Origin of the sequence: Flagellimonas nanhaiensis, assembly GCF_003382275.1 — a bacterium.
GTDB lineage: Bacteria > Bacteroidota > Bacteroidia > Flavobacteriales > Flavobacteriaceae > Flagellimonas > Flagellimonas nanhaiensis.
The window spans coordinates 893,950-908,170 of record NZ_QTJX01000001.1; the positions used below are offsets into that span (position 1 = coordinate 893,950).

At 41.0% G+C, this 14,221-nt stretch carries 14 protein-coding genes; 3 read left to right on the top strand and 11 right to left on the bottom strand.

Translation table 11 applies throughout. The annotated features are described in order from the left end of the window. The first annotated feature begins 43 nt into the window (after positions 1-43). On the top strand, positions 44-1,282 hold the full coding sequence (locus tag DX873_RS04145; RefSeq protein ID WP_116183243.1) for a peroxiredoxin family protein: 1,239 nt from the start codon (positions 44-46) through the stop codon (positions 1,280-1,282). On the opposite strand, the gene leuB is transcribed toward DX873_RS04145, so the two are convergent. Both leuB and DX873_RS04155 read right to left on the bottom strand, forming a co-directional pair. Next, positions 1,275-2,393 carry a 3-isopropylmalate dehydrogenase gene (gene leuB / locus DX873_RS04150; RefSeq protein ID WP_116183244.1) on the bottom strand — a complete coding sequence of 373 codons (1,119 nt, stop codon included), beginning with the start codon at positions 2,391-2,393 and terminating at the stop codon, positions 1,275-1,277. The two genes, DX873_RS04145 and leuB, sit on opposite strands and share 8 nt — an antisense overlap. Before the next feature lie 35 nt (positions 2,394-2,428). Continuing rightward, entirely contained in the window at positions 2,429-3,601 is a 1,173-nt protein-coding gene (locus tag DX873_RS04155; RefSeq protein ID WP_116183245.1) for a 2-isopropylmalate synthase, read from the bottom strand. A gap of 146 nt (positions 3,602-3,747) precedes the next feature. Between DX873_RS04155 and DX873_RS04160 the strand changes: the two genes are divergently transcribed. Continuing rightward, positions 3,748-5,292 (top strand): hypothetical protein, encoded by a 1,545-nt coding sequence (locus DX873_RS04160; protein WP_116183246.1) that lies wholly within the window; start codon positions 3,748-3,750, stop codon positions 5,290-5,292. Here DX873_RS04160 and DX873_RS04165 read toward each other — a convergent pair. Then, positions 5,289-5,981, bottom strand: coding sequence for an RluA family pseudouridine synthase (locus DX873_RS04165; RefSeq protein ID WP_116183809.1), 693 nt, complete (start codon positions 5,979-5,981; stop codon positions 5,289-5,291). The two genes, DX873_RS04160 and DX873_RS04165, sit on opposite strands and share 4 nt — an antisense overlap. A gap of 33 nt (positions 5,982-6,014) precedes the next feature. Next, positions 6,015-6,833: a 3-methyl-2-oxobutanoate hydroxymethyltransferase gene (gene panB / locus DX873_RS04170; protein ID WP_116183247.1), complete on the bottom strand. Its 819-nt coding sequence runs from the start codon at positions 6,831-6,833 to the stop codon at positions 6,015-6,017. Between the two features lie 71 nt (positions 6,834-6,904). Between panB and DX873_RS04175 the strand changes: the two genes are divergently transcribed. Then, entirely contained in the window at positions 6,905-7,390 is a 486-nt protein-coding gene (locus DX873_RS04175) for a nuclear transport factor 2 family protein (RefSeq protein ID WP_116183248.1), read from the top strand. Between the two features lie 3 nt (positions 7,391-7,393). Here the strand turns inward: DX873_RS04175 and DX873_RS04180 are convergent, their stop codons facing one another. The 7 genes from DX873_RS04180 to DX873_RS04210 all read right to left on the bottom strand — a co-directional run bounded on the left by DX873_RS04180 (position 7,394) and on the right by DX873_RS04210 (position 14,176). Beyond that, the gene (locus DX873_RS04180) at positions 7,394-8,101 is read right to left on the bottom strand and encodes an SCO family protein (protein WP_232520852.1); all 708 of its coding nucleotides are present in this window, start codon (positions 8,099-8,101) and stop codon (positions 7,394-7,396) included. Then, complete coding sequence (locus tag DX873_RS04185) at positions 8,059-9,789, bottom strand: tetratricopeptide repeat protein (protein ID WP_116183249.1); 1,731 nt, start codon at positions 9,787-9,789, stop codon at positions 8,059-8,061. The genes DX873_RS04180 and DX873_RS04185 overlap by 43 nt, the downstream gene beginning before the upstream one ends. A gap of 140 nt (positions 9,790-9,929) precedes the next feature. Then, positions 9,930-11,147, bottom strand: coding sequence for a DUF3570 domain-containing protein (locus DX873_RS04190; RefSeq protein ID WP_116183250.1), 1,218 nt, complete (start codon positions 11,145-11,147; stop codon positions 9,930-9,932). Positions 11,148-11,156: 9 nt separating this feature from the next. Then, on the bottom strand, positions 11,157-11,381 hold the full coding sequence (locus DX873_RS04195; protein ID WP_181899431.1) for a DUF4266 domain-containing protein: 225 nt from the start codon (positions 11,379-11,381) through the stop codon (positions 11,157-11,159). Then, positions 11,362-12,264 carry an FAD:protein FMN transferase gene (locus tag DX873_RS04200; RefSeq protein WP_147296603.1) on the bottom strand — a complete coding sequence of 301 codons (903 nt, stop codon included), beginning with the start codon at positions 12,262-12,264 and terminating at the stop codon, positions 11,362-11,364. The genes DX873_RS04195 and DX873_RS04200 overlap by 20 nt, the downstream gene beginning before the upstream one ends. Positions 12,265-12,290: 26 nt before the next feature. Further along, the gene (locus DX873_RS04205; RefSeq protein WP_116183253.1) at positions 12,291-12,707 is read right to left on the bottom strand and encodes a thioredoxin domain-containing protein; all 417 of its coding nucleotides are present in this window, start codon (positions 12,705-12,707) and stop codon (positions 12,291-12,293) included. Between the two features lie 44 nt (positions 12,708-12,751). Further along, on the bottom strand, positions 12,752-14,176 hold the full coding sequence (locus tag DX873_RS04210) for an L-serine ammonia-lyase (protein ID WP_116183254.1): 1,425 nt from the start codon (positions 14,174-14,176) through the stop codon (positions 12,752-12,754). Positions 14,177-14,221 lie beyond the last annotated feature (45 nt).

The following is a 14,221-nucleotide window of genomic DNA, read 5'->3' on the forward strand; positions in this document are numbered from 1 at the left end:
TTTTGATCAGTATTTCCTATTTTTAAGAAAAATCTTTCACTAAATGAGAAGAACTTGGTTTTGTTTTTGCGCTGTGATTATGTTGTTGACTTCATGCAAGGATAAGGAAAAAGAGTTGGCAATTGGAGACTGGTGGGGCAAGATGGATGTGTCCTCCACTGATGTCCTCCCGTTCAACTTTTATCTTTTTAAGAACGAAGAAGGAGACTACAATATGGAGATGTACAATGCCGATGAAGTGGTCACCGTGGATGAAATAAAAATTGATGGAGATTCCATAAGAATACAAATGCCCATCTTTGAAGGGTATATTTCAGGAACTTTTTCTGCGAATGAGATCAAAGGCAACTTTATAAAGGAAAGTCTGGACCGTATAGTTCCTTTTAATGCTGTGTATGGAAAACATGACCGTTTTGAAGCAAAGGGAGATGCACAAGTAAATATTTCTGGGGTATGGGAAACCTATTTTAAGGTAAACACCAATGAAGAATATCCGGCCAAGGGAATTTTTATGCAGGATGGGAATAGAGTAAAGGGAACCTTCAGGACAAAAACTGGGGATTATCGATTTTTAGAAGGAGTAGTGGATCAAGACAGCCTTAAAATTTCTGCTTTTGATGGCGCCCATGTTTTCTTGTTCACAGCCAAGGTAACCGACAGTACATTGGAAGGAAAGTTTTTTAGTGGCAATCACTCTGTCGAGGATTTTATGGGGATTAGAAATGAAGCCTTTGAACTTCCCGACGCCAATACTTTGACTTTCCTTAGAGAAGGATACGACCGGTTCGAGTTTTCATTTCCCGATGAAAATGGTAAAATGGTCAGCCTGTCCGATGAAAGATTCAAGGATAAACCGGTGTTGGTGCAGATTATGGGAACATGGTGTCCCAATTGCTTGGACGAAACAAAGTTTTATATAGATTATTTTGAAAATAACCCTTCTACTGATGTTGAATTGGTAGCACTGGCCTTTGAGTATGCTAAAACGGAAGAACAAGCTTTTAAGGGAATTTCACGGCTAAGAGAAAGGGTAGGAGCAGATTACCCTATCCTATTGGCACAATTTGGAACCTCCAACAAACAAAAGGCCAATGAGAAACTGCCCATGTTGAACCATATCTTATCTTATCCCACAACAATTTATATTGATAAGAAAGGAGATGTTCAAAAAATCCATACAGGGTTTAATGGTCCTGCTACGGGAGAAAAGCATGAGGAGTTTAAAAAGGAATTTGCCGAAACAATAAATGGTTTGACCACTGAAGAGGTTGAATCTAAATGATTGTGGATTTTCCTAGATCTATGTTCTCGTCGTTCATATTAAAATCGTCATCGCTCTCTTCAATTGTGTGAGCTATAAAATCGCCTACCTGACTGGTTGTATATTCACTGAGGTTGTTCAAATCTGGAGTAACAACCCCTTTTTCCAACGATTTATCTACTGAATGGCGTACCAACATGGCTTCTTCAAAAAGTCCAAAATGTTCCAAAAGCATAGCAGCAGAGAGGATTGAAGCTATAGGATTTGCGATGTCTTTGCCTTTGGCTTGTGGAAAAGAACCGTGGATAGGTTCAAAAAGCGCGTTATTTTCACCGATAGAGGCTGAGGCAAGAAGGCCAATCGAGCCTCCAATTACACTTCCCTCATCAGAAAGAATGTCCCCAAACATATTTTCGGTGAGAATTACATCAAATAGCGCAGGATTAAGAATGATCTGCATGGCAGCATTGTCAACAAAAAGAAAGTCTAAGGTCACCTCTGGATAACTTTGGCCAATTTTTGTGACAACTTTGCGCCATAGTCTCGAGGATTCCAGCACATTGGCTTTATCAACCAGTGTCAACCTTTTTTTTCTGTTCTTGGCAGCTTTAAAAGCCAAATGGGCTATACGCTCTATTTCCAATTCTGAATATTCACAAAGATCGGATGCCACTGTCCCCGCTTCATTTATTTTCTTTTCACCAAAGTATATCCCTCCAGTTAACTCTCTATAGATTACAAAATCGACTCCTGTAATGATCTCTTTTTTTAATGGAGAGTTATCGATTAAAGTAGGAAAGACTTGAACAGGTCTTATGTTGGCATAAAGCCCAAGTTCTTTTCTGAGCTTTAGGAGCCCATGTTCTGGCCTTACTTTAGCGTTGGGATCATTATCAAACTTTGGATCACCGATTGCTCCAAAAAGAACCGCATCAGCTTCCTGACATAAATCTAAGGTACTCTGAGGAAGTGGGTCTCCTGTTTTATCAATGGCAATAGCACCTACAACCGCTTCCCTGTAGACAAAATTATGTCCAAAAGCCTCTTCAACAGCTTGCAGACATTTTACCGCCTGCGCCAACACCTCTGGCCCAATGCCATCTCCTGGAAGCAAAGCAAGTTTTAAATTCATGAAAGGCGCGGTTTGAATGGACTCTTAAGTCAAAGTTAGGCCAAACTTTGGATACTTATGTTGCTAGTCTCAATAATTTGATGAATATCATCATCGACAATTTCCTTTTTGCGGTCCGCGAACTTCAAGAAATTTTCATAGACCACATCCAATTGGAGCTTGGTAAGCTCATACCCCACATTCTTGGCTCGGTAGGCCAGAGCTGCTCTACCACTTCTTGCGGTAAGTACTATGGAAGACTCGCTAACTCCTACATCTTTTGGATCTATGATTTCATAGGTCTCCCGTTTTTTGATAACGCCATCTTGGTGTATTCCTGAGCTATGTGCAAAAGCATTGGAACCCACAATGGCCTTGTTGGGTTGGACGGGCATTCCCATTTTTTGGGAAACCATTTGGCTGGTATCCAAGAGCAAAGTGCTGTTGATGTCGGTATCCAAATTTAGATATGGATGTTGCCTTAATATCATCACTACTTCTTCTAAAGAAGTGTTTCCAGCGCGCTCACCTATGCCATTGATGGTGCACTCTATTTGTCTGGCCCCATTGATTACCCCTGCGATGGAGTTGGCGGTGGCCAAGCCCAAATCGTTATGACAATGACAGGAGAGAATGGCTTTGTCAATACCTTTTACATTTTCTTTGAGATATTTCATTTTGGCACCATATTCCTCAGGCAAACAGTAGCCTGTCGTATCGGGAATATTAAGTACGGTAGCTCCGGCTTTTATAACGGCCTCACAGACCTGAGCCAAAAAGTCATTGTCCGTACGTCCTGCATCTTCCGCATAAAATTCTACATCTTCCACAAAGGATTTTGCATAGGAAACTGCTTCCACAGCTCGCTCAATGATTTTCTCTCTAGTGGAATTGAACTTGAACTTTATGTGTGAATCAGAAGTGCCAATTCCGGTGTGGATTCTTGGAGTATTGGCAATTTTGATTGCTTCAGCAGCAACTTCAATATCTTTTTTCACGGCACGTGTTAGCCCACAGACCGTTGCATTTTTGACCAATTTGGCAATTTCATGCACCGACTTAAAGTCACCTGGACTTGAAATTGGAAAGCCAGCTTCAATGACATCGACTCCCAGTTCATCAAGTCGTTCTGCAATGACCAACTTTTGTTTGGTATCCAACTTGCAGCCTGGGACTTGTTCTCCATCCCTTAGTGTCGTATCAAAAATTTGTACCTTATCTTTACCCATTAGTTTTGTCGGTTTTAACTAAACTATACGAAGATAGAATAGGGGAGGTCAAGATAAATATTGGGGTCAACCGCGTTACAACGTTAATTTGTATTTCATAAGATTTAAGTTGTTGATTTACAAATATTTAAATTATTTTTTTTACGATGACAAATGTTCATAGGGATGCATTGTTTGTACTGATAAAGTCATTATCCAAATCTGAAAAGCGCCAGTTTAAGCTGTATGTGGGCCGTTTAGGAGTCAATACGGATGCCAAATTTTTGGCGCTCTTTAATCTTTTGGATAAAATGAAGATGTACGATGAACGTCAGATTTTGGATAGTGGAATTGTAAAGAAGGCCCAACTTTCCAATTTAAAGGCTCATTTATACAGACAGATTCTGGTTAGTCTACGTTTGAATCCGGTGAACCAAAACATTCGTGTACAGATTCGGGAACAGTTGGATTTTGCCACTATCCTTTATCAAAAAGGGTTGTACAAACAAAGTTTGAAAATACTGGACAAGGCTAAAAACTTTGCCATTGAGCACGAGGAGAAAAACGTTGCCTATGAGATTGTAGAGCTTGAAAAAATAATAGAGACCCAGTACATCACCCGGAGTATTCCTGATAGAGCGGATGAGCTTGCACTCCAAGCCAAACAGCTTTCGGAGGACAATGTCATGACCAGCAAACTTTCCAATCTTTCCCTGCAGTTGTACAGCATGATGCTCAAGGTTGGCTATGTAAGGAACGATGAGGATTTGCAAAGGGTAAAACGTTACTTTGATGGTCAATTGCCAAAGTATAAATTGGATAACCTAGGTTTTAGGGAAAAACTATGGCTTTACAAGGCACATCTTTGGTACAGCCTGCTTACACAAGACTTTTTGTCTGCATATAAATATGCCAGCAAATGGGTGGATCTATTCTATGAAAATGAGGAAATGATCTTGTTGAACCCGGTTTTCTTTTTAAAAGGAAACCACTATTTACTTGAGTCCTTATTTTTTGTGAAATACGGTTCGCAGTTTAAGGAAACTTTGGAGCGTCTTGAAAGAGAAGTGTCCCGTCCCAAATTTCCGCAAAACGATAATATTACCTCTCTGGCCTTTCTCTATATAAATTCAAGTAAGTTGAACTTGCATTTTTTGGAAGGCACCTTTGAAAAGGGGATATACCTTGTGAATATCATTGAATATGGAATCAAAAAGCACAGGGGTAGGATAGATGAGCACCACATTATGCTCTTGTACTACAAAATTGCCTGCTTGTATTTTGGGGTTGGGGACAATAAAAACTGTATTGTCTATTTAAAGAAGATTATATCCAACAAGAATCTAAAGATGAGGGAAGACCTAATGTGCTTTGCTAGGGTACTTAGCTTGGTTGCCCACTACGAGGCGGGAATGGATTATCATCTTGAAGTGCAACTTAAGAGTACGTACAAATTTTTATTGAAAATGAACGATTTACATGCCGTTCAAAAAGAAATGATCAAATTCCTTAGAGGGTTGGGTGACATCTATCCCCATGAACTAAAAGGTGAATTTCAGAAGTTGTACAATGAGCTCAAGAAGTATGAAAATCACCCTTATGAGAAAAGAGCTTTCCTCTATTTAGATATACTTTCCTGGTTGGAGAGTCACCTTCAGAATAAACCGGTTGCACAGATCATTCGCGAGAAGGCATTGGCAGTTACCCGCTAAACGCATGCATTCCATAAGGAATCCTCGGGTGGTGGAGCAACAAAACCTATAGATTCTTTCTTCACCGGATGTTCAAGTTCTAAATGTCTTGCATGCAGGTGTATGCTCCCATCTTTATTGCTTCGCTGTGCCCCATACTTTAAATCACCTTTGATGTGACATCCAATCGCTGCCAGTTGGGCCCTAATCTGATGGTGCCTACCAGTTTTAAGGTCTATTTCCAACAGAAAATAGCTGTCCAGTTCTTTTAGGATACGATATTTCAGGATAGCCTTTTTACTATTTGGAACCTCTTTTGGGTAAGCATAAGATTTGTTCTGTTTGGGATTTCTGACCAACCAATGAACCAGTTGTCCGTCGTCCGTTTCAGGTCGATTTTTAACCAGTGTCCAATAGATTTTTTTGGTCTTTCCTTCAGAAAAAAGCTTGTTTAACCGAGGTAATGCCTTAGAAGTTTTAGCAAACAAAACCACTCCAGACGTTGGCCTGTCCAAACGATGGACTACGCCCAAATATACATTACCGGGTTTGTTGTATTTGGCCTTGATAAACTGTTTCACCACCTCGCTCAACGGGGTATCGCCCGTCTTATCTCCTTGAACGATATCTCCAGGACGTTTATTGACAACAATCAAGTGGTTGTCCTCATAAAGGACTTGGAGATTGCTTGAGTTGGATTTATCCGACAAAATTGGGTTTTTTAGTAGATGATGGAGGACCAATCAATACTGTTCATTTTCATTGGGAAAATCTCTCGACTTTACATCATTGACATAAGATGAAATGGCACTGCCCATTTCTTCGTAGAGATTCATATATCTTCTAAGGAAACGAGGGTTGAATTCATGTGTCATCCCCAAAAGGTCATGCACTACCAACACCTGGCCATCAACTCCGTTACCGGCTCCAATTCCAATGACTGGTATTGAAACACTTTCTGCAACTTCTTTGGCCAGTTTGGCAGGTATTTTTTCGAGTACAATGCCAAAGCACCCCAGTTCCTCCAACATCTTTGCATCTTCTTTTAGCTTCTCGGCTTCCTGTTCCTCCTTGGCCCTAACCGTGTAGGTGCCAAATTTGTATATGGATTGAGGTGTGAGTCCCAAATGCCCCATCACAGGGATTCCAGCATGAAGAATCCTGCTTACCGATTCCTTGATTTCGACCCCTCCTTCAACTTTCACAGCATGGGCGCCACTTTCTTTCATAATCCGTATTGCAGAACGGAGAGCTTCCTTTGAATCGCTCTGGTAGCTTCCAAAAGGAATATCAACAACAATCAATGCTCTTTTGGCCGCGCGGACTACCGAACTGGCATGATAGATCATTTGATCTAAGGTAATGGGCAAGGTGGTTTCATGTCCGGCAATGACATTACTTGCTGAGTCCCCTACGAGAATTACATCTACCTGGGCAGAATCCACAATTTTGGCCATGGAATAATCGTAAGCGGTTAACATTGATATTCTTTCACCGCTTTCCTTCATTTCAATCAATGATTTAACGGTAACCCTTTTGTATTCTTTTTTTGCGACTGACATTTAGATTCTGTTTTACCGGTTAAATGTAAGCAGATTTGATTAAATTCACCCGAAATCAAAAAACGATATAAATGAAAAAAATTCTAACACTTTCGCTCTCAGTTCTTGCATTTGCCCAGCTTTCCGCTCAAGGCCCAAACGCAGATGGTTATGAGCAAGACAAAGCAGCGGTCAAAAAAGTTATTGAAACCTTCTTTGATGGTTTTCACAAACAGGATTCAACAATCATCAATGGTACGGTGGCGGACCATGTAGTGCTTCAGACCACAGGAAGGGACAAAGAGGGTAAAACAAGGTTTAGAAATGAAGAATTTCAAAAATTCATCCAATCAATTACCAGTATTCCAGACAGTGTGAAGTTTCAAGAAAAACTGACATCATTTTCCATTCAAGTGGACCGTACCATGGCCAATGCGTGGGTTGGTTATGAGTTCTGGTTGAACGACGAGTTCAGTCATTGCGGAATCAATTCCTTCCAATTGGTCAATTTTGATGGCGATTGGAAAATCATTTATCTTATCGATACAAGAGGTAGGGCCGACTGTGGTGTCAAATAGACATTATTGAAGCAAAGATTCTATATCCTTCTTTAAACGTTCGATGTCCTCAGAAGCGGTGCCGTTGTATACGCCACGGATTTGCTTTTGCTGGTCCACCAAAATGAAATTTGGGGTGTGTATAAAATCTTGCAGCCCTCCATCGCCATAGTCAACTACTGCAAAGTAGCTTTTACGTGCCAAATCATAAATATGGGATTTGTCGCCTGTGGTAATATTCCATTTTGAGTCGATGACACCATGCCTGTCCGCATATTTTTTTAGCACAGGAACACTGTCCAATTCTGGGGTCACTGACATGGAGAGAAACATCACTTCATCTTGCTCTATAAAGGTCTCCTGCAATGCCTCCATGTTATTGCTCATAATTGGGCAAATACTTGGACATCGTGTAAAGAAGAAATCCGTAACATAGATTTTGTTGGCATAGGTTTCTTGGGTAATCGTTAAACCGTTTTGATTGATAAGACTAAAATCGGACACTAAGTGCCCATTTTCAGTATTCGTTAGCTGTGAATCGACCAATTCTGGACTAAAATCTTTTGGCCCTAAAACAGGTAACTGATTACGATTAAGGAATTCAAATAAAAGGAAAGTCAAAATACCCATGGCCAAAAGGGCCATGGGCAATTTGAAGAGATTACCCCATTTTGGAGATTTCATGTCTTTTATAATATTGAGGTATTGATTTCGATGTCTGCGTGTTCCCATGCTTTATCAAATTCAGTTTTGATTTTTACGGCCTCGTCCATTTTGCCTTGTGCTTTAAGGCTATTGTGCAGCCCCATCAGTGACCATCCATTCTGACGTAGTACATCCAAATCTTCTCGATAGACTTTTTCAGCAGCTTCATACTTTTTGGCTTCCATGAGTACTGCACCCAAATTTTGACGCGTAGGTACATGCCAAGCGGCAGGCTCGGTATAAGTCAATTGATCTTCGTATTCAACGGCTTTTTCCAAATGAGCAATTGCTTTTGCGGTATCTCCGTTCAATGAAGCAAGTTCGCCAGCAACCACTTCATATGCAATTTTGGCGATGTTTACTGATGGATTATGTGCCGCGGCGATTAGTTCTTCCAAATCTGGGTCACTTTTCAATGCTGCAATGGCTTCCAATTCTTCTTGGGCTTCTTTTGCGTTGCCTTTCCGCACAAAAGCCATCCCACGGGCATAGTGTCGTATCAAATTTAGATGCTTAATGTCTTTGTTCGCGGCTGGAATAGTCAAAATTTCATTCCATTTGCCAAATCGGATATAGGATAGCATTGGTGTAGAAGCAAAATCTTGTAAAAATGGCATGGTGATGAACTCCCCAACAGGTACTTTTTCTGCTGTTTTTTTAGCTGCATCAATGGCGATTCCGCTATCACCGAGCAAACTTGCTGCGGACCATAAAAAATGAATATTATGAGGATAATATCCTAAAGGATATAAGCCTTGGGAATAGCATTGGGAAATGTAATCCTCATCGGCCAATATCGCAGCTTGATTGGCAGTGACAGCATCCAAATAGCGACCCACTCGAATGTAAATATGTGACGGCATATGAACTATATGCCCAGCGGCTGGCATGAGACTACCTAACTTATCGGCACTTGCCACACCCAAATCCGGTTGCGGTAATTCCACCATGTGGATATAATAATGATGTGCTCCTGGATTATTTGGATTGAGTTCCATTGCCTTTTCCAGGGCCAATTTAGCTTCAGGGATGTTAGGTGAAGGATTTCCTTCTTCGTCCCAGTAGTTCCATGGTACGGTATTCATTACGGAAGCAGCATATAATACTTGGACTTCAGCATCTTCAGGGAATTGTTTTAATACTTTGGCCATGGCATTCATATATGCGATGTTCAGCTCGGCCACATCCTTAGTGAGGTCTTCGCTATACCTGGCGGCTAGGGCACTGATCAAAGCTTTTTCCTTGGCTGTGCCTTTTTGTGAAAGTTTGACGGCCTTTGCAAGTGCCTCGTTGGTCTTGATTTTTCGTTCTTCAGGTGGCAATGGGTCGTTGATGTTGGGCCCCAAGGCATAAGCTTGTCCCCAAAAGGTCATGGCCGAATTTGGATCAAGTCGGGAAGCTTCCATGAACGAACGATGTGCCTCGGCGTGGTTGAAAGCATAGGTCAATCTCAAACCTTGGTCAAAAAAAGTTTGGGCTCGCTCACTCGCGGTGGTGATAGGATAGGTCAAATCACCTAGGTTTTCAAATAGAGGAGAAATTTGTTGGGTGGAATCCACAACATCCAATAAATAGGTTGTGGGAGTACATTTAATAAAATTGAATGATGCGTTCTGTTGATTTTTCAAATTTTTGGCGGTGGAATCTTTGGCAAAGTGGTGTACAAGCACAATCAATCCCATTGCAATTAAGGCAATGCCTAATTTAGTTTTCATAAGGTTCTCGGTGTTGTTAATTTTAAAGTAGGGCAAGGTACCTAATATAAATATAAGTAAATCAGGTAGTTGTGTGTATTGCTCTTTAGAAGGTATAAATGGTAGCTCACACCAATTCAACTGAAAGTATTGTCAACTGTTTATTTAGATTTCTTTCTTCTGACCCTACGTTTTTTCAGAAAATTAAAGGAGGTGGACAACGTATGTGCTTTTAATCCATTAGACCTGGAATAATAGAAGTATTGTACCGAAAAAATGTGAAGGCCTTTATTTTTTCTTGCCGCAGGCCAGTGCCTCCATCCCATACCAAATCTATATGAGCTCAGTGAAGAAAAATCATAGTCCGATGTATAATACCTTTCAGAGGGGTTGTGCTCTCCTCGAGGTGCAAAATATTTGGATGCTTGCTGGGTGTAAAATCTAAAACTGGGGAGCAATGTCCACCTTGGACTAAGTTTGATTGCGGTTTCATTGTCAATGGTAAGTCCTAAAATCCCAAAATTGTCCAGATAACCACCCAACTTATTTTTGAAGATGACACCTCCAGAAGCAAAACTGTTCCATTTTAAAGAGAGCGCCGCTTTGTAGCGTTCATCCGGGAATTGTTCCACCGCCCTGGAGTTGTCCGAAAAGTAAATTCTATGAAAAGGTGTGGCCAATAAGCCTTTTTGTAGACTTAGCACGGTAAATAAACCTACGGTATTTCTTTGATTTACAACTTGGGTAAATCCAAGGTTAAGATTATAAGAATCTCGTTTATACTCATCATACCATTCCTGAAATCGGAGTTCAACAGGATAGATCAAGAACTGTGGACTTTGAAGAAATCCACCGTCCAATCTTCCCCAACGTAGGTCATCATTAAAAATTTGTAGCTGCGCTGTATAAGTGCGCATGTCATTTTTTGAGGTCTTGAAAAAACCAAGGAACTTTCCAAAGGAAAAATAATCCGATTCTACGGAAGCTCCGAGTCCAAGGCTAATGGACATTTTACTTTTTTCAAAATAGCGGGTATAATGTGCGTTCGAGTAGGTCCGTGCATCCAAACGCGAAGCGGAGGACACTATACGGTCAATATTGTCCGTTGAAGCCGAAGAAATTATATCTACCCCAATCTGAAAGTCAAGAGCATTTTTCCCAAATTTCTTTTTATAGTTAAAGGTTGGGCCGTATACGATGAGTCGTTCCGTACCTTCACCTCCTGTAACTGCGGAATTGTCCCCATTCTGTACATAGTGATTGTATAAAAGTTCAACCTCTGTTTCGTTGACTTTAAAGGTTTCTGATTTTTTGGTTTGCGCTTTTGAGAAAAAGAGAGAAAATGCAAGACTGCCAACAAGAAGCGTTCTTTTGTTCATAGGTCAGTATTAATTGCAACCGCAGCCTCCACTGCCTTTGTTTCCTTCAGCTACCAAGGACCCTTCGCGAATGGTGCAAACATAATGCTGAAATTTAACCACGCTTGAACCCGCCATGGACATTTCTGGATCATTGATATATTGCCTTTCATAGGGTTTTAGGTTAGTGGCGCAAGACCCCAAAAGAGCACCTAAGACCGTCACAAAAAAGCAACTACGCAGAAATCGACTCATATTGTAATTTTTTGGAAAAGAATACTTTGTTTTCATCATTTATTATGATGCCATGTGTTTGGGGCAATTGATCTAGGAACGCGATACCTCTCTGTATGCCCATGGCGTAAACAGCCGTGGCCAAAGCGTCAGAAAGTTCTGCACTTGGCGAGAATATAGAGACGCTTTTTATTCCGATTACCGGAAAGCCGGTTTTTGGGTCGATATTGTGCGAATAACGCTTCCCTTTGTGTATAAAGTGTTGTTCATAATCTCCTGATGTGGCTACCGCGGCATCGTTTAATGGGATATGGAACAAGGTTCTGTCTTGATTATCTGGATTGGCGATTCCTATTTTCCAAGGATTTCCATTTTCATCCTTCCCAAAGGCAGTTAGGTCGCCGCTAGCGTCAATGTATCCTCCGGCAATGTTATTTTCCTTCCATTTCCTTCGCACCACATCAGCAGCATATCCTTTGCCTATTGCTGCCAAACTTATTTTCATTCCTTTGCGTTTAAGGCCGGCGGATTGTTCAGTTTTATCCAATTTGATAAAATGATGCCCCACCTTTTTCAAAGTTTCCGCGATTTTCCTTTTGTCCGGAGGGGTGAAATCATCATTCTTAAAACGATAAAGCCGCTTTAGCGGCCCAACAGAAATATCGAAGTAGCCTTTTGAAATTGTTGATATTTGAGAGCATCTTGCTAGCAAATCAAAAACCTCAGGGTCCACTTTTATTTGGGATTCTCCTGCATTTTGATTTATCTGTGAAATTTGGGACTCAGATTTGAACTCTGAAAGAAGATTTTCTATGCGTTGTATCTCTTTCACACCCTCTCCAAGAAAATGCTGCGCTATGGTTTCTTCACTTGATACGATGCCCAATTCAAAGGAGCACCCCATCAACCTACATTTTCTGATATAGCGGTTCACTCGACAGCGATGTTGGTTTTAATTTGTTTGATAAACTCCAAAGCGCCTTGATCATGATATTCAAGGGAGATAACTTCATTGCCAATAGGTTTTACTAAAAGGATAGTGGGGAAAATACCTTGAAAATCATATTTTTCTGCCATGCTGGCATTATGCGCCTGTATTTCGGGGGTCAGTTTCTTTCGTTGGGGGAAATCCACTCTTTCGACGGCAATGTTTTGACTTTCCATAAACTCGATGAAATAGGTGTTCTTTAGTACGGTCTTGTCAAAACGGATACAGTTAACGCACCAGTCAGAACCTTCAAAAAGAACCAATTTATACGAACTGTCAACAACTTCTCTGGAAGCGAATGAAAAAGATATAACTATGAAAAAGACAAGTAAATATCTGTAGAATCTACGGAAGGTCATAGAGGTCGAAATCTACCGTAAGTTCTAAAATTTTATGAAATAAATCAACAATCGCTTAAAAAGACCCCAACTGCAAGGCCCCCTTCCGAGGTTTCCTTATATTTTGAGTTCATATCCTTGGCGGTTTCCCACATGGTATTCACTACTTTGTCCAAAGGCACTTTAACTTCCTCTGGGTTGGTGTCCAATGCCAGTTCAGCTGCATTAATGGCCTTTATGGCACCCATGGAATTTCTTTCTATGCAAGGCACCTGTACAAGTCCCCCAATAGGATCGCAAGTAAGGCCCAAGTGATGTTCCATGGCTATCTCTGCAGCCACTAAGACTTGGTCCGGTGTTCCTCCCAATAGTTCTGTAAGGGCTCCAGCGGCCATAGCAGATGAAACACCAATTTCTGCTTGACATCCTCCCATGGCGGCAGATATGGTGGCTCCTTTTTTGAAAATGCTTCCGATTTCGCTAGCAACCAATAAAAACTTCTTGATGTGCTCAAAATTGGCCTTGTGGTTTTCAATGACCATATAGTACATTAAAACCGCTGGGATAACTCCTGCACTTCCATTGGTTGGAGCAGTGACCACTCTACCCAAAGATGCGTTAACTTCATTTACACTGAGCGCGAAGCAACTTACCCATTTTAGAATTGCCCTGAACTTAACCCTGGTTTTACGTATAACGTTTAACCATTCACTTGGGTTGGAGTAGGGAAGGGGTCCCTTCAATTTTTGATGCATATCAAATGCACGACGACGTACATTGAGCCCACCAGGCAAAACACCTTCGGTATGGCAACCGATATACATGCACTCGAGCATAGTGTTCCATATTTGTTGTAACCCCTGTTCTATTTCTGTTTCCGATTTGAGGGAAAGTTCATTTTCCATCACAATTTCAGAAATGGATTTCTTATGAAGTTGACAGTACTCTAATAACTCATCTCCAGTTTTAATGGGATAAGGAAACGTTTTGAAAGTCTCTTTGTTTTCCTTGGAATGTGGCATGCCTTCTTTTACCACAAAACCTCCACCGATGGAATAATAGGTCTCTGTAAGTTCCCTTCCGTCTTCCAGATGGGCAATAAATTGCATTCCGTTGGCATGGAAGGGCAAGAATTCCTTTTTGTATTCTAAGTCCCGCTCAAATTCAAAGATGATTTCATGCGTTCCATTCAAGCTTAATTTCCCATTGACCTTCACATTTTCTATGAGCTCGTTGATACTGTCAATAGGAACGGTTTCTGGGTCGGTTCCCAATAACCCCATGATCACAGCTATATCCGTGGCATGGCCTTTTCCTGTAAGCGATAGGGACCCAAAAAGAAGGACCTTCACATTGATGATTTCGTTCAAAACACTTTGCGTGTTCATTTCGTCAATCCAACGTGCGGCCGCCTTCCACGGCCCCAGGGTGTGCGAACTTGATGGTCCAACACCAATTTTTAGCATATCAAAAACGCTGATGCATTCCATGAAAACGGTTTAGATTTCAAATATAACAAGCTAGAGGGTATCTCT